At 72.2% G+C, this 14,705-nt stretch carries 13 protein-coding genes; 7 read left to right on the forward strand and 6 right to left on the reverse strand.

Features of this window, described 5'->3' with window-relative positions; all coding sequences use genetic code 11:
- From ABZ646_RS23145 to ABZ646_RS23175, 7 genes are all read left to right on the forward strand, one after another.
- Positions 1–1,197: AMP-binding protein (locus ABZ646_RS23145; protein ID WP_360521961.1), on the forward strand; the 1,197-nt coding region annotated here is incomplete at its 5' end.
- Complete coding sequence (locus ABZ646_RS23150; RefSeq protein WP_360521964.1) at positions 1,194–1,793, forward strand: GNAT family protein; 600 nt, start codon at positions 1,194–1,196, stop codon at positions 1,791–1,793. The genes ABZ646_RS23145 and ABZ646_RS23150, both read left to right, overlap by 4 nt.
- Before the next feature lie 35 nt (positions 1,794–1,828).
- Complete coding sequence (locus tag ABZ646_RS23155) at positions 1,829–2,557, forward strand: alpha/beta fold hydrolase (protein WP_360521967.1); 729 nt, start codon at positions 1,829–1,831, stop codon at positions 2,555–2,557.
- A 5-nt stretch (positions 2,558–2,562) separates the two neighbouring features.
- The gene (locus tag ABZ646_RS23160; protein WP_360521970.1) at positions 2,563–3,519 is read left to right on the forward strand and encodes a cupin-like domain-containing protein; all 957 of its coding nucleotides are present in this window, start codon (positions 2,563–2,565) and stop codon (positions 3,517–3,519) included.
- 64 nt (positions 3,520–3,583) lie between these two features.
- Positions 3,584–4,789, forward strand: a complete 1,206-nt coding sequence (locus ABZ646_RS23165; RefSeq protein ID WP_360521972.1) for an ATP-grasp domain-containing protein — start codon at positions 3,584–3,586, stop codon at positions 4,787–4,789.
- Positions 4,786–6,036, forward strand: coding sequence for an MFS transporter (locus ABZ646_RS23170; protein ID WP_360521975.1), 1,251 nt, complete (start codon positions 4,786–4,788; stop codon positions 6,034–6,036). The genes ABZ646_RS23165 and ABZ646_RS23170 overlap by 4 nt, the downstream gene beginning before the upstream one ends.
- 36 nt (positions 6,037–6,072) lie before the next feature.
- Complete coding sequence (locus tag ABZ646_RS23175) at positions 6,073–7,341, forward strand: ATP-grasp domain-containing protein (protein ID WP_360521977.1); 1,269 nt, start codon at positions 6,073–6,075, stop codon at positions 7,339–7,341.
- Between the two features lie 108 nt (positions 7,342–7,449).
- On the opposite strand, the gene ABZ646_RS23180 is transcribed toward ABZ646_RS23175, so the two are convergent.
- Genes ABZ646_RS23180 through ABZ646_RS23205 form a run of 6 tightly spaced genes read right to left on the reverse strand, consistent with a single transcriptional unit; the run spans position 7,450 to position 14,250 of the window.
- The gene (locus tag ABZ646_RS23180) at positions 7,450–7,977 is read right to left on the reverse strand and encodes a flavin reductase family protein (RefSeq protein WP_360521980.1); all 528 of its coding nucleotides are present in this window, start codon (positions 7,975–7,977) and stop codon (positions 7,450–7,452) included.
- Positions 7,974–9,377 carry a dihydroorotase family protein gene (locus ABZ646_RS23185; RefSeq protein WP_360521983.1) on the reverse strand — a complete coding sequence of 468 codons (1,404 nt, stop codon included), beginning with the start codon at positions 9,375–9,377 and terminating at the stop codon, positions 7,974–7,976. The genes ABZ646_RS23180 and ABZ646_RS23185 overlap by 4 nt, the downstream gene beginning before the upstream one ends.
- A complete protein-coding gene (locus tag ABZ646_RS23190) occupies positions 9,365–10,540 on the reverse strand; it encodes an acyl-CoA dehydrogenase family protein (protein WP_360521986.1) in 1,176 nt (391 codons plus the stop codon). Before ABZ646_RS23190 ends, ABZ646_RS23185 begins: the two co-directional genes overlap by 13 nt.
- The gene (locus ABZ646_RS23195; RefSeq protein WP_360521989.1) at positions 10,519–11,565 is read right to left on the reverse strand and encodes a PrpF domain-containing protein; all 1,047 of its coding nucleotides are present in this window, start codon (positions 11,563–11,565) and stop codon (positions 10,519–10,521) included. Before ABZ646_RS23195 ends, ABZ646_RS23190 begins: the two co-directional genes overlap by 22 nt.
- Positions 11,562–13,424 carry an asparagine synthase (glutamine-hydrolyzing) gene (gene asnB, locus ABZ646_RS23200; RefSeq protein WP_360521992.1) on the reverse strand — a complete coding sequence of 621 codons (1,863 nt, stop codon included), beginning with the start codon at positions 13,422–13,424 and terminating at the stop codon, positions 11,562–11,564. Before asnB ends, ABZ646_RS23195 begins: the two co-directional genes overlap by 4 nt.
- A gap of 7 nt (positions 13,425–13,431) precedes the next feature.
- Positions 13,432–14,250 (reverse strand): cupin domain-containing protein, encoded by an 819-nt coding sequence (locus tag ABZ646_RS23205; RefSeq protein WP_360521995.1) that lies wholly within the window; start codon positions 14,248–14,250, stop codon positions 13,432–13,434.
- Positions 14,251–14,705 lie beyond the last annotated feature (455 nt).

Raw genomic sequence — 14,705 nt, forward strand, 5'->3', positions numbered from 1 at the left:
GCCCGCCCGGGAGGCCTACGACCCGGCGGACGTCTTCAGATCAAGCAGACCTCGGGAAGCACCGGCATCCCGAAGGGCATCGAGGCGACGGTCGCCAGCGTGAACCGGTCGATGGCCGCCGTCCAGGAGATGTTCAGGCACGGGGACGCGGACAACGTCCTGGTGTTCCTGCCCACGCGGTTCCTCCAGCAGCGGTACTGGATCTACTCGGCGCTGGTCAACGGACACGACGTCAGCCTCGCGGACCGGGTCTCCGTTTTCGAGGTGGCGCAGGCCGTCCACCCGACCGTGATCATGGGTGTGCCCGGTTTCTACGAGCAGGTGAAGGCGCGTGTCGAGGCCGCCGGCACCCCGGCCGACCCCGCCGCGCGCCGCGCCGCCGTCCAGGCCGAACTCGGCGGCGCCATCCGCTACCTGTGGACGGGCTCGGCGCCCGCCGGCCGGGCCGTGCTGGACTTCTTCAACGACTGCGGTGTCCCGCTCTACGAGGGGTACGGCCTCAACGAGACCTGCATCGTGGCCAAGAACCACCCGGGGGCCGTCCGGGTGGGCAGCGTCGGCAAGGTGCTGCCGCACAAGAGGATCCGCTTCGACAAGGACGGCATCCTGATCGTCGGCGGCCTCGACCCGGTCAACACCCACTACACCTGGTGCGGTCCGGGTGCCAACGAGAAGGTGTACCTGCCGACCGGCGAGGTCAAGACCTTCGACATCGGCCACGTCGACGAGGACGGCTTCCTCTACATCGACGGCCGGGTCGACGACATCGTCACCCTGAGCAGCGCCCTCAACATCCTGGTACCCGCCGTCGAGGAGCGTCTGCGGGAGATACCGGGGATTCACGACTGCGCCGTGTTCGGAGACGGCAGGCCCTTCCTGACGGCCGTGGTGTCACCGGCCGCCCCGGACACCGACCCCGAGTCCCTGGCGGACGCGGTCAGCCGCCTGAACGAGCAACTGCGGTACGAGCAGAGGATCTACGCGGTCGTGGTCGCGGGCGAGCGGTTCTCCGTCGACAACGGTCTGCTGAACGCACAGTTCAAGCTGGTGCGGGCCGAGATCGGCCGGATCTTCGGCGAGGATCTCGATCTTGTCTACCAGAAGCACGCGGTGTACAACGACGGCTCCACGGACGGTGCCCCCGTCCTGGTGACGGCGGCGGTCGGCAGGCCGCGGACGCAGAAGGCGGAGGAATGATGAGCTGGGAGAAGCTGGCCGACACGGTGCTGTCCAACGACCGGGTGACGCTGCGACGGGTGCGGATCGGGGACGTCGAGGAGTTCTCGCAGATCGCCTACGAGCCCGAGACCTGGGAGTACTTCGTCACGCGTGTCACCTCGCCGGAGGAGCTCCACGCGTTCGTGGAGACCGCGATCAAGGACACCCTGAACGGCAGCCGCATCGTCTTCGCCATCGTCGACAACGCCACCGGACGGATCGTCGGCAGCAGCGCGTACGGAAATCTCGCCGAGGCGGACCGGCGGGTCGAGATCGGCTGGTCCTGGGTCTGCGGGGCGGCCCGGGGCACCGGTGTGAACCGCGCCGCGAAGCTGGCACTGCTCGACCACGCGTTCTCCGAACTCGACTGTGAGCGCGTCGAGTTCAAGACGGACGTGCTCAACGCCCGGGCCCGGCGGGGGCTTTCCGGCATCGGCGCGACCGAGGAGGGCGTCCTGCGGAGCTTCAACTACATGCCCGGGGGCCGCCGCCGCGACGTCGTCTACTACAGCATCCTGCGCGACGAGTGGCCCGACGTGCGCCGCGAGCGCTTCGGCCAGGTCGACGCGGGCTGAACCGGCACCAGTCACCAGCACGTTCACAGAGGGGGATGGACACGGTGGACACCGAGGACTTCGTCTTCGAGGGCAACGGCCGGAAGCTGACCGGCACCCGCACAGCTCCGGCCGACGGGTCACGGCCCACCGTCCTGGCCCTGCACGGTCTCGGCGCCACGTCGAGCCGCCACCGCATCCGCTATCTGCTGGACGCCCTCTCGCCCCACGGCCACGGATGGCTCACGTTCGACTTCTCCGGCAACGGGGACAGCACGGGCACACTGGCCGAGTCCACGCTGCGCGGGCGCATGGCGGAGACGCTCGCCGCGGCGGCCCAGTTGGACACCGCCGCCGCACCCGTACTGATCGGTACGAGCATGGGCGCGCACCTGGCGGCGTCGGCCGTACCTCGGCTGCGGCCCCGGGCGCTCGTCTTCTTCTGCCCCGCGGCCTACCCGGCCGACGCCGCCGACCTGCGCTTCGACGGCAGCCTCACGAAGCCGGGCCGTCACCCGGACTCGCCGGCCTACGCCGGTCTGCGCGACTTCGACGGCGACCTGCTGATCTTCGTGGCCGGTGAGGACCAGGTGGTCGCCCCCGCGGTCGTCGACGGGTATCTGGAGAGCGCGCAGCAGGCCCGCTCGACCGAGGTCGTCCGGCTGGACGGCTACGACCACTTCGTCCACCGACGGCTGCCCGCCCGCCCCGAGGACCGGGACCGGGTGGTGCGGGCGATGCTGCGTGTGCTGTCCGCGGACGCTCCCACCTCGCAGAGGAGTTGACCACGATGGCGATCGAACCCAACTACTTGAAGCGCCGCGACCTGGAGAGCCTCAGGGCGGTGGAGGCCGCCTTCCGCTCCGGTCCGCTCGCCGACTCCCTCGCCTCGGCGCCGGACATCGAGCGCCGCCGCGGCCTGTCCCGCGAGGAGTTCGACAACGAGTACCGCGCGAAGGGCCGACCGGTCGTCCTCGAGGGGTACGCGGCCCACTGGCCGTCCGTGCGGACCTGGTCCTTCGACGCCCTGGCCGAGCGGTGCGGCTCCGTCCCGGTCGTCGTGGACAGCTACAGCAGCAAGGCCGCCAGGTCGACCACCTTCGGCGAGTTCGTCACCCTCCTGAAGGAGACCGCGGGCACCGGCGCGGCCCCGATCTACCTCCAGGAGTGGTACTACAAGACCACCGCACCGCAGTTGGCCGACGACATGCCGGAACTGGACATCGCCCAGTACGACTTCCGGCGCAACCTGTACGGTGACGCGGGCTCGACCAACCACCAGCTGTGGCTGGGGCAGAAGGGCGGGATCACCCGGCTGCACCAGGACTCCTACTCGGTCGACGTGCTGCACGCGCAGATCGTCGGCGAGAAGCTCTGGTACATCATGGGCCCCGACTCCGAGTTGCTGCCCGGCCCCGGCGGCGAACTCGACGTCCGGGCCCTGCTCGACTCCCCCGCCACCCAGCTCACCCGGTTCGTGCTGGAGCCCGGCGACGTGCTGTACCTGCCGGCCTGGTGGTTCCACCGGATCGAGCTGCTGAGCGACTCGATCGGGCTCGGCCGCAAGGCCCTCGACGAGGCCAATCTGCGCCTGCACGTCCGCCAGCGGATCGGTGAACTGCTCGCGCTCGCCCTGAACCCGGACGAACTGCGCAGGACACACTCCGAGCTGTTCGACGTCGTGATGGCCCGCGGCCGGGCCCTGGCCCATCAGATGGACATCGACCTGTCCAGGTTGCGGCAGTGAGCCGGACACACCACCGACGCTCCGCAACGGCGAGCGACGACGAACTGGTCGGGAGGCACACCCGGTGACGGGACAACACGTACTGCTGGTCGGCGGGCGGGGTCACGAGCTGCCCAAGGTACGCGGGCTGGGCGTCCGCTACTCGATGGTCCAGATCCCCGAACGGGCCGACGAGGACCACGCGGCGGCGGCGGAGAACTACACCGTGCTCGACTACCGTCGGCTCGACGTCATCCTGCCGGTCGTCCGCGCCTGGCACGCTGCGGACCCGTTCGACGCCGTCCTGTCGTTCACCGAGTACGGTCTGGAGCCGGCGTCCCGGTGCGCGATCGATCTCGGCGTGGCCGGCGACAACCTCTCGGCCGTGCTGCTCACCCGGGACAAGACCAGGACACGCGAGTCGCTGGCCCGCCACGGACTCAGCCCCGTACGGTACCGGCTGTGCGCCGAACCGGCCGACGCACGGGAGTTCATGGCCGGTCTCGGCGGCTCCGCGATCGTACTGAAGCCACCGGCCGGCGGCCTCAGCGAGGGCGTCTACCTGGTCGGCAGCGAGGCGGAGCTGGCCGAGCGCTGGTCCTGGACCGCCCGGTGGACCGACGGGCCCGTCCTCGCCGAGGAGTACCTGGAGGGCCCCGAGTACAGCATCGAGTCGGTGTCCCAGGACGGCAAGCACGAGATCGTCATGGTCACGGAGAAGTGCACCGTCGGCGCCCCGGGCTTCGTCGAACTCGGCCACCAGATGCCGGCGCGGCTCGACAGCGCCGACCGGGAGTCGATCGACTCCCTGGTCGTCCGCTTCCTCGACCTGACAGGGCAGCGGACGGGCCCCGTCCACACGGAGTTGCGTCTCACGCCGGCCGGCCCCCGGTTGATCGAGGCCCAGACGCGGGTCGGCGGCGACCAGATCTGGGAGATGACCGAGCTGGTGACGGGTGTCGACATGATCGCGGAGACGCTCGCCGGGCTGCTCGGTCTCCCGGCCCCCGCCCGCACCCCTCGCGCCCGGGCCGCGGCCATCCGCTTCCTGGCCTTCGAGAACACCACCGTCACGGGTGTCCGGGGGCTGGACGAGGCCCGTCGGGCCCCCGGCGTCCTGAGGCTGCTGTGCACGCTGGCCCCCGGACGCACCCTCGGTGCCGTCCTCTCCTCCGATTCCCGGCAGGGCTACGTCCTGTGCGAGGGCGACGACACACAGGACGCGGTCGCCAAAGCCGAGGCCGCACGCGACCTGGTGCGGATCGAGCGGGCCCCACTCCACCGGGCATGAGGTCGGACGACGCCATGGAGAGCACCACGAGCGCCACCCGCTCCATCACGCTGCACTACTTCATGACCAACCTGGGCCTGTTCGGCCTGCTGTCCACACTCGCCGTATCGCTGACCGCGGCCGGGTTCAACGGCGGGCAGACCGGTTTCCTGGTCCTCGTCTTCACCATCGCCAACAAAGTGTCCAAGGTGTTCCTGGCCCGGTGGCTGGACAGGATCTCCGCGGCCCGCTCCGTCCTGCTCGGCTGCCTCACCGCGGCCGCCGGCTTCACGTGCCTGCGGATCGCCGGCGGCCTGGCCGCGACCGCGGCGACCCTGGCCCTGGCCGGCCTCGGCGTCTCCGTCAACGCCCTTGCCAGCAAGCAGCTCGCGGCCGACGCCAGCGACCGGTCGGGCAACCGTGCCCGGATCTTCTCCCTGATCAACGTCGCGGTGAACGTCGCCTCCGCGGTGGCGGCCCCCGTCGCGCTGTTCTTCGTGCAGCGCCACGAGCACGGACAGGTACTCACCGGAGTCTCCGCGGTCTACTGCCTGGCCGGTGTGACCACCTACCTCAACTACCGCCTGCTGATGCCCGACAGCCCGGTGCGAGCCCCCGACTCCTCGCTGCGCGGCTACCTCACCGTCCTGCGCCTGCCGGGTATGCGGCCGTTCATGCTGATCAACCTGCTCGGCTGGTGCTGCTACGGCCAGCTGTTCAACGCGCTGGCACTGCACGTGGCGTCCGTGCCGGGCGCGACGGACCGACTGGGCTGGCTGTACACACTGAACGCACTGCTCATCGTGGTGGCGCAGCTGGGTGTCACCCGCCTGGCCGAAAAGCTGTCCAGGGGCCGGGGAACCGTCACCACCGTCGCGGCGTACACGTCGTTCGCGCTGGGTTTCGTCGCGGTCTACCTGCTGCCCGGCTATCCCGGGGCGGTGGTCGGCGTGGTGCTGTTCACGCTGGGCGAGATGATGTTCGTGCCGACCATGGACGTCCTCCTGCTCGGCCTGCTCGGCCAGGGGAGCCGGGCACTGGGCTACGGCGTGTTCTCGATCGCCAACGCCGTCGGCGAGGGCGTCGGCGGCGGCCTCGGAGTGGCGGCCTACCGCTGGCTGGCCGGCAGCGGGCACGGCCCCGACTTCTGGCTGATCGCCACGGCGCTCGCCGCGGTGTCGGCGGTCCTCGCCCGGTGGCTGAGCGTCACCAACCGGAGCCTGTACTCCCTTTCCTCCCGCGAGGAGCCCAAGGTGGCCGCCGACTGAACGGGCCCGACCGGTCCACGACGCGAAGGATGCGACATGCGAGTTCTGGTGGTGGGCACCAACCGGATGTGCCACGACCGTCTGCACGCGCAGGGGCACGAGCTGGTGCTCCTGGTGCCCCGCGGCCGGGCCAGGCCGCAGGATGCGGCCGGGCCCTACCGGCACGTCGTCATCCTCGACGACGAGGCGGACATCGGCCTGTGGACCGGGGTCGCCCAGGTACTGCACGCCGCCGCGCCCTTCGACGCCGTGGCCGCGTTCAACGAGCACACCTACCGCGTCGTGCGCGCCGTCAGCGACCGGCTGGGTGTTCCGACCGTGGTGGATGTGGAGCTCTTCGAACGGGTGCTGGACAAGTCCAGGACCCGGGAGATCCTGGACAAGCACGGCGTGCCGGGTTGCCGCCACCGTCTGGCGCACGGTCGCGATTCCCTGCTGGCCGCCATCCGGACGGTGGGCCTGCCGTGCATCGTCAAGCCGGTCGACGGCGAGGCCAGCGCCGGGGTCACCAGGATGGACTCGCCCGCCGATGTCGAGGCCGCGCTGCTCCGCCTGGGCGAGCCGGGGCTCGGCCGTGGGGTCATGGTCGAGGAGTTCCTGGTCGGTCCGGAGTTCAGCGTGGAGGCCGTGTCGGTCGGCACCCGCCACCACGTCCTCGCGATCACCCGGAAGTTCAGGGACGACCGGACGTTCGTCGAGCGCGGGCACCTCGTCCCGGCCCCTCTGAACGCCGCCGACCGGGAGGCCATCACCCGTTACGTCGAACGCGTCCTGGACGTGCTCGGCTTCCACGACTGCCCCTCGCACACCGAGATCGTCCTGACGGACCGGGGGCCGCGGATCATCGAGACCCACAACCGCATCGGCGGCGATGGGATCATGGACCTGGTGGAGCTGGCCACCGGGGTGGACGTGCACGACCTGGTGGCCCGGCAGAGCATCGGCGAGGACCTCTCGGCCCTGTTGCCGGAGCCGGTCACGGCGCACCGCGGCGCGGCGGTCTGGTATGCCGACCCGTCCGGGCCGCCGACCAACATCCTGGTCGAGGTGCAGGAGGTCGAACGCGTCCGGCGCCTGCCGTCCGTGCACCGGGTCGACCTGCTCAAGCAGCCGGGTTCACCGCAGACGGCCGTCCTGCAGAGCGGGGACCGCTCCGCTCGTGTCCTGGCCACCGGCGACACGCCCGCCGCGGCACTGCGCCATGCCCAGGAGGCGGTCCGCGCGCTCCGGTTCGTGTACAGCTGGTCCCCACCGGCCACCGACGCGCCCTCCGCCTCGCCGGCCACGGACCACGGGACGGTGTGACCGCCGGGCCGGGGGCCCGGCGGGCCGGACGTCCCCCGGTCGTGCAGCGGGTTCCTGGGTGCCTCGGTGGGGCTGCCCGGCGCCTTGGCGGTGGCAGCCCCACTCGGGTCACGCGCGCCGTGCGTGGGCGAAGCCGCGCCGGTGCCAGAGCAGACCGCCGGAGTGCGCGGGCTCGCCGCTGACCTCGGTGACCCGTCCGACGAGGATCGTGTGGTCGCCTCCTTCCAGGAGCTGGTGACGGACGCAGTGCAGGGTGAGCGAGGCACCGGCGATCACGGGGGCCCTGTCGGACCGTGCGCCGAGGCAGAGGCCGTCGAAGCGGTGCTCGGCCGGCCGCCTGAAATGTTCGACGAGGTGTTCTTCACCGGGGCCGAGCAGATGGACGGCGAAGTCTTCGGCCACGGTCAGCACGTCGTGGGTGCGTGAGGCCCGGTCGAGACAGACGAGGAACAGCGGTGGGGTCAGGGACAGGGAGCTGACGGCGCTCGCCGTCAGGCCACGCGGCCTGCCCTGGTCGTCGTAGCAGGTGACGATGGTGACCGGAGCGGCCAGGGCGGACATCGCGGCACGGAAGGACTCGGCGAGACCGGGCCGTGTGTCGGCCGGGGCCTGGTCGGCCAGCAGGGCCGGGCTCACCGGGAAACCTCCAGCGGACGGGCGGCGCCACGGAGCCAGCGGCCCTCGGGGCGGCCGGTGAATCCGGTGCGGGCGTCCCAGCAGACGCGGCCGGCCTTCACCGTGGTGGTGAAGCGTCCGGTGAAGGTCCAGCCCTCGTACGCGGACCAGCCGCACAGCGAGTGCACGTCGCGGCCCGAGAACTGCCACCGCGCCGAAGGATCCAGGAGGGTCAGGTCGGCGTCCGCCCCCGGTTCGAGCCGGCCCTTGCCCGGCAGACCGAAGAGCCGGGCGGGTGCCTCGCCCATGAGCCGGGCCAGGTGCGCGGCCGCCGCGTCCGGGCCGGTGTCCCGGGTGAGCAGGCCGGTCCAGACGCCGGTGGCCAGCTCCTGGACGCCGGGCAGGCCGGGCGGCGCTTCGGCCGGGGGTCGGTTCTTCTCCTCCACCGTGTGCGGGGCGTGATCACTGCCGAGCGTGGCGGCCTCGCCGTTCAGCACCGCTCGCCACAGGCGTTTTTGGTCACGGCATTCGCGGATGGCCGGGGAGAGGCGGGTGCGCGGGCCGCGCCGGGTGGTGTCGTCGTGGGTGAACGACAGGTGGTGGCCGGTCACTTCGAAGGTGAGGGGCAGCCCCTCGGCGGCCGCCGCCGTGAGCAGGTCGGCCTCCTCAGCCGAGGACACATGCAGGACGTGGGCCTTCGTGCCGTACTCGCGGACCAGGTGGATGACCCGGGCCACGGCGACGATGCCGCCGGAGCGCGGGCGGTGCGGCTCATATTGGGCGTACGAGTCGGGAATGCCCGCGTCCGCGTCGAGGAGGTCGAAGACGTGCTGGTCCTCCGCGTGCAGGACGAGCCGGACACCGCCGCGGGCCGCCGCGGCGAAGGCCCGCCGCAGCTGCTCCTCGTCGCGGAACACCACCGGGGCCGTGTGGTGGCCGGCCATGAAGATCTTCGCGGAGGTCGCGATCCGGGGATCGAGCTCCGCGAGGAGTTCAGGACGGTCCGGGTCGGCGCCGATGTGGAAGCGGTAGTCGGTCCACGAGGTGCCTTCGATCAGCTCGGCCTTGGCGAGCAGCCCGGCCTCGTCCAGGGACGGTGGACGGGTGTTGGGCATGTCGATCACGGTCGTCACGCCGCCGGCGAGGGCGGCCCGGCTGCCGTGGTCCCAGTCCTCCTTGTACTCGAGGCCGGGAGTACGGAAGTGCACATGGGAGTCGATCAGGCCCGGCAGCACGTAACGGCCACGGGCGTCGACCCGCGGGCCCGGCGGCAACGGCGCTCCGGGCGACGGCAGTTCGGCGATCCTGCCGTCGCGGACGACCAGGTTCGCGTCGCGGACGCCGTCGGGGGTGACGACGCGGCCGCCCTCGACGACCAGATCGGCGGGAAGGTGCCCGGACACGGTGTTCAGCTGTTCCACGTCAGACTCACCAGTTCCTTGCAGAGGTCGTTGGTCGGTCCCATCAGGGCGACCGCGCGCGCGTCGCGGCCGTAACGGTTGATCTCGTGCGAGGCGACGTAGCCGGCCGAACCCAGCAGCCTCTCGACCGCGTTGACGACCCGTTCGGCGGCGGCGGCGGCGAAGAGCTTGGAGTGCAGCGTCGCGATCCCCGGGTCGGGAGCGGTGCGCCGGCCGGCCCGTTCGACGATCGCCCGGGCCGCCTCCACCTCGCCCGCGATGTCGACCAGTCGGTGGCGGACGGCCTGCTGGGCCGTCAGCCCGCGCCGCTCGGCATGCTCGTGGGCCAGGTCGAGCGCCGCCTGCGCGAGACCGACGGACACGGCACCCAGCGTGGCGCCGCTGTCCCGGACGCCCGCGATGATCGACGCGGCCGTACCGACCGGCCCCAACCGCGCGGTGTCGGGCACCCGGCAGTCGTGGACGGAGACGAAGCCGGTCGCCGAACCCCGCATGCCGGTCAGCTGGAGCGAGGTGTCCGGCTCCAGCCCGGGGGTGTCCGCCGGTATCAGGAAGAACGTCTGGCCGGCGGCGCCGTACCCGGTGTCGGCGGCGGCGTCCGGTGCCGGTTCCTCGCTCTGCGCCAGCACCAGGTAGATGTCGGCCAGGCCGGCGCTGGTGGTGAACGACTTGGCGCCGTCGACGATCCAGCCGCCGTCGGCCGTACGACGGGCGGTGGTGGACAGGTTCTTCTTGTTGGCGCCCGCGCCCGTCTCGCTCCACGCGGAGGCGGCGAGCCACTCCCCGTGGGCGAGCCGGGGCAGCAGCCTGCGGCGCTGAGCGGGACTGCCGTGTTCGAGGATGCGTCTGCTGACCGCGTAGTGCTGGAAGAGCATGATCGACGCTGAGGCGTTCACCTGTGCCACCTGCTCGACGGCCGTGTTCAGGCCGTGGGCGTCGACGCCGGCGCCACCGTACTCGTACGGCAGGGCCAGGCCGAGCAGACCGGACTCGCGCAGCAGGGCCAGTGCCTGCCGGTCGGGTTCCCCGTCGGCGTCCGCGATCCGCGCACAGGCGGCGAGGCGCTCGCGCAGCGAGGGCGTCAGCCCGGTGGCCGGCCGGGCGAGCGGCGCCTGCGTGAGCGCCGGCACGTCGGGCACGGTCAGGCTGTCAGCGGAAGCCATGACAACTCCTCGGAGGTGGAAGTGGAGGCGGAGGCGGGAAGGAAGGGGCCGCGGTAGTCGACCTGCTTCTCCGCCACGGAGATCCAGGCGAGCCTGCGGTCGCGGGGGCCGCCCGTCGTACGGGCCGAGGCGCGGACGGTGGCACCCGGTGTGCGCAGGGCGAGCATGCCGCCCTCCGGCTGCTGCGAGACACCGGACAGCAGGTGCGGGATGGTGCCTTCCACGGCGGCGCCCGCGGCGAGGCAGGTCGCGCCCGTGAGGGCCACCGTCGGGTGCCAGGACGGTACGGATATGGCGCGGACGGCCAGTGCGCCCGGGCCGTCGGGAAGCAGCGCGGCGACCTTGGGGAAGGCGCCGGCGGTGTCCCAGCCCTTCGCCCGGCACACCGCGAGGCGCAGCCGGCTCATCCGGTCGAACAGCACGGGATCGTCGGCGAAGAGCTCCTCCACCGTGCGGACGCCGAACTCGGCGGCGTTCACGAAGAGGTACGGGTTGCCCATGGAGACCAGGGAGACGGGGACCATACGCTCCTCGAAGGGGATCCCGGTGACCGGCTCGCCGGTGATCAGGAGCTGCTCGACCGGCCGCGGTGGAGAGCACAGGAAGTGGGCCGTGAAGCGGGTGCCCTCCGCGGAGGTCTCCTCCGCCTCGCACACCACGTTGTCCCCGTTGTTGAGCACGTTCACCCGGACCCGGCAGCCCGGCACGAGAGGCTGGATCATGCCGGTACGGGCGGCCGCCTCCACCGCCGCCAGGATGGAGTGCCCGCAGGACCCGCGCAGGTCGAAGCTGTCGAGCCGGTCCGGCATGGACTGGACGAAGCGGTAGTCGAGGTCGAACAGGGGGTGGCGGGACGGCTGGACGAGTGCGTTCTTCAGGACGTCGGCGGCACCGTGGTCGGCGAGGACCGTACGCAACTGGGTGAGCCGTTCCAGGAGTTCAGGTTCCGACTCGGGCAGCGTGCGGGCGTCCACCACGGCCGTCGGGCACGGGGTGCCGTGCGCCCGCGCGAGAGTGACGCTCATGCCGCCTCCAGCAGGACGCGGGCCGGTGTGCGCAGGACCGTCGGGGCTCCGGCGGTCGCGAAGAACTCCTGGCGCCACAACTGGTGCGACATCAGCGACCACAGGGCCAGGGAGGCGGTGTCGCTCGGCCGGGCGGCCTGCTCGTCGAAGAGCGCGGCCACCCGCTCGGGGCGGATCCGGCCGTCGGCGCGCAGCGTGTGCGGGGACAGCACGTCGCGGGCCAGGGTCCACAGCCGCTGGCCGGGGGTGAGCATCGCGGTGACCGGCAGGGTGAAGGGCTGCTTGGGCCGGTCGAGCACGCTGCGCGGGATCAGCCCCTGCGCGGCCCGGTACAGGGCCCGCTTCACGCCCAGGCCCGGCACCAGCCGGTGGGCGTCGGTGAGAGTGCTCGCGAAGCGGACGACGGAGGGCTGGCAGAAGGGCAGCCGCACCTCGATGGAGCTGGCCATCGACAGGTGGTCGACGCGCCGCAGGTGGTAGGCGGGCAGCCGGTAGCGCTGCTCGACGGCGGCGATGCGCTGCAGCCGGGTGCCGGGGCTGGTCCGCAGGATCCGCCGGATGTCGGCGGGCAGGGCGGATCCGGCCGCGCGGACGGTGAAGGCGTACTCGTCGGTGTACAGACTCTCGCGCAGCGCCCGCGGGACGGCGGCCAGGTGGTCGAGGTAGTCCTCCGCCCAGTCCGATCCGTGGTGGGCGGCGACCGCCTGGGTCATGCGCGCGTAGCCGCCGAAGAGTTCGTCCGCCGCGTCGCCGGTGAGGGCGACCTTGAAGCCGGCGTCGCGCACCGCGCGGAAGAGGGAGTACGTGGACAGGGTGATGGGGTCGGCGTTGGGCTGCCCGAGGTGGCGCACCACGTCGGTCATCAGGTCGGGGAAGGTGGCCGGGTCGATCTCGACCTGGTGGTGGCGGGTGCCCGCGACGCGCGCCACCTCCGCCGCGTAGGCGCGTTCGTCGCTGGGCCAGGTGCCGGTGTAGGCGATGTTGAAGGTGTGCAGGCTTCCCTGGCCGCCGCCGTCGTACAGCGCCTGGGCGGCGAGCGCCGTGACGAGGCTGGAGTCGAGGCCGCCGGAGGTGACGGCCGCGACCGGGGCGTCCGCCACCAGCAGCCGTGCCACCTCCTCGGAGAGCAGGGCGCGCAGCTGCTCGCCGGCCTCGTCGAGGGTGCGGCCCTCGTCGGGACGCAGGCCCTGCTCGTGGGCCATGGGACGGCGCCGGATCCGCAGTCCGTCCCGGTGGCTGACGACGGCGGTGGCGGCGGGCGGCAGCACCCGCACCCCGCGGAACATGGTGCGGTCCCCGAACGGGGTCTTGGACGTCAGGTAGGCGTCCAGACCCGCCTCGTCCTCCTCTGCGCGCAGTCCGGTGAAGCCGAGCAGCGCGGGCAGTTCCGAGGCGAACCGGAAGCGGCCGGCGGCGCGTTCGTAGTGGTAGTAGAGCGGCTTCATGCCGGAGTCGTCGGTGGCGAGGACCATGCGCGGGGTGGACCGCAGGTCCATGATGGCGACGGAGTACATGCCGTCCAGCTGCTCCGCGAACCGGTCCCCGTAGGTCAGGTACAGCGCCGGCAGGATCGAGCCGTCGCACTGGTCGTCGAAGTGGAAGCCGCGTTTGGTCAGTCGTTCCCGCAGGTCGCGGTGGTTGTAGAGCTCGCCGTTGAAGACCACCGTGATCCGGCCGAGGTGGTAGGGCTGGGCGCCCCCCTCGGGGTCCATGATGGACAGGCGGTTGTTGCCCAGGGCCCAGTCGGCCCGGTACGTGACGCCCTGCGCGTCGGGACCGCCGTGGTGCATCAGGTCGGCGACGCGGCGCAGTTCGGCCTCGTCGGAGTGGACGTTGAAGGTTCCGTATATGCGGCACACGCTGCTTTCACCTGACCTGTGAGGAGTGGCCGGCGGCGGAGTAGAGCGCCGGGTCGTAGGGGCTGGGACCGCCGCAGGTGACGAACCGGCGGGCGGTGGGGCCGGTGTGCGGGTTGCGGGCCCCGTGCAGGACGCCGGGCGCCGCGTACAGGACGTCTCCCGCGCCGACGTCGATCCAGCGGTCGCGCAGGTACATCTGGCCGACGCCCTCGAAGGCGATGAACGCCTCGTCGCTGTCGGGGTGGAGGTGGACGTTGAAGGTCTCGCCCGGCTGCTGGATGCCGCAGTGCAGGCAGAGCCTGCTGCTGCCGGTGCCGGGCCAGAAGACGAAGTTCATGGTGGCCCGGCGTTCGGCCGCCTCGATCTGCCCGGTCCCGTCGAAGCCGCGCAGCTGGGTGGTGTCGTCCCAGAGTGAGGAGTGCAGGACCGGGTCGCTGCCCGTGGGGGCGCCGGCGAGGGGGGTGCGCCACACGTAGGCGGTCATCCCCTGGTCGCCGGCGCCGAGGGTGAGGGGGTGGCCGGTCGGGGCGTAGGCGGCCGAACCGCGGCCGACGGGGCGGGCCTGCTCGCCGACCGCGGCGGTGCCCGCGCCGGAGAAGACGACGACGGTGTTCTCCTCTGCCGCGCTGCGCTCGGGGACGTACGACTCCCCCGGGGCGATCCGGACGACGTGCAGGGTGACGTGGGTGGCGCCCGCCGCCGGGCTGGCGGGTGTCGCCACCGTGGTGCGGGTGCCGGGAACGGGGTGGAAGGTGAACTCGGCCGCGGTGATGATGCGGGCGTCGCCGAGCGCGGTGGCGGCGGGGGCTTGGGTGGATGGGGGCATGCCGTGGCTGCTTCCTGTGTTCGAAGGCCTGTGGGGTGGTTCGGCCTGCGGGTGCGGTGGCGGAGCAGAGGAGCCGGGCGGTTTCCGTTCGGCCGGGGGGCGTCGCGGGCCGGGCGGCGGGAGCGAGCCGCGCGGCCTTCGCACGGAGCGAAGCGGTGCCGGCCTCCCGGGACGCCGAGCGAGGGCCGGCGGGGTGCCCGAGCGGGGAAGGAGCTCACGTCGGCAGGTGCGGGGGCCGCCGTGGCGTCTTCCTTCGTCTGTGAAAGGTTCGCGCGCCGGGTTCCCGGTTGTCTCCCGTGTCGCTCCCGGCCCCGGGCTGCTCATGGGAACGACGGCGACGGCAGCCGGTTCGGGACGGGGCGCGACCGGGGCGGGAGGTCCGTTCCGGGCCGTCCCCACACGGGAACGCCGTACGGCGCACCCCCGGGCAGGGGGCGCGCCGTACGGCGTTCATG

The sequence above is a fragment of the Streptomyces sp. NPDC007162 genome (assembly GCF_040634175.1).
Taxonomy (GTDB): Bacteria; Actinomycetota; Actinomycetes; order Streptomycetales; family Streptomycetaceae; genus Streptomyces.

Coding starts and splice junctions, on each gene's coding strand:
- ABZ646_RS23150 (WP_360521964.1), top strand. CDS start 1,194: ATGATGAGCTGGGAGAAGCTGGCCGACACGGTGCTGTCCAACGACCGG.
- ABZ646_RS23155 (WP_360521967.1), top strand. CDS start 1,829: ATGGACACGGTGGACACCGAGGACTTCGTCTTCGAGGGCAACGGCCGG.
- ABZ646_RS23160 (WP_360521970.1), top strand. CDS start 2,563: ATGGCGATCGAACCCAACTACTTGAAGCGCCGCGACCTGGAGAGCCTC.
- ABZ646_RS23170 (WP_360521975.1), top strand. CDS start 4,786: ATGAGGTCGGACGACGCCATGGAGAGCACCACGAGCGCCACCCGCTCC.
- ABZ646_RS23175 (WP_360521977.1), top strand. CDS start 6,073: ATGCGAGTTCTGGTGGTGGGCACCAACCGGATGTGCCACGACCGTCTG.
- ABZ646_RS23190 (WP_360521986.1), bottom strand. CDS start 10,540: ATGGCTTCCGCTGACAGCCTGACCGTGCCCGACGTGCCGGCGCTCACG.
- ABZ646_RS23195 (WP_360521989.1), bottom strand. CDS start 11,565: ATGAGCGTCACTCTCGCGCGGGCGCACGGCACCCCGTGCCCGACGGCC.
- ABZ646_RS23205 (WP_360521995.1), bottom strand. CDS start 14,250: ATGCCCCCATCCACCCAAGCCCCCGCCGCCACCGCGCTCGGCGACGCC.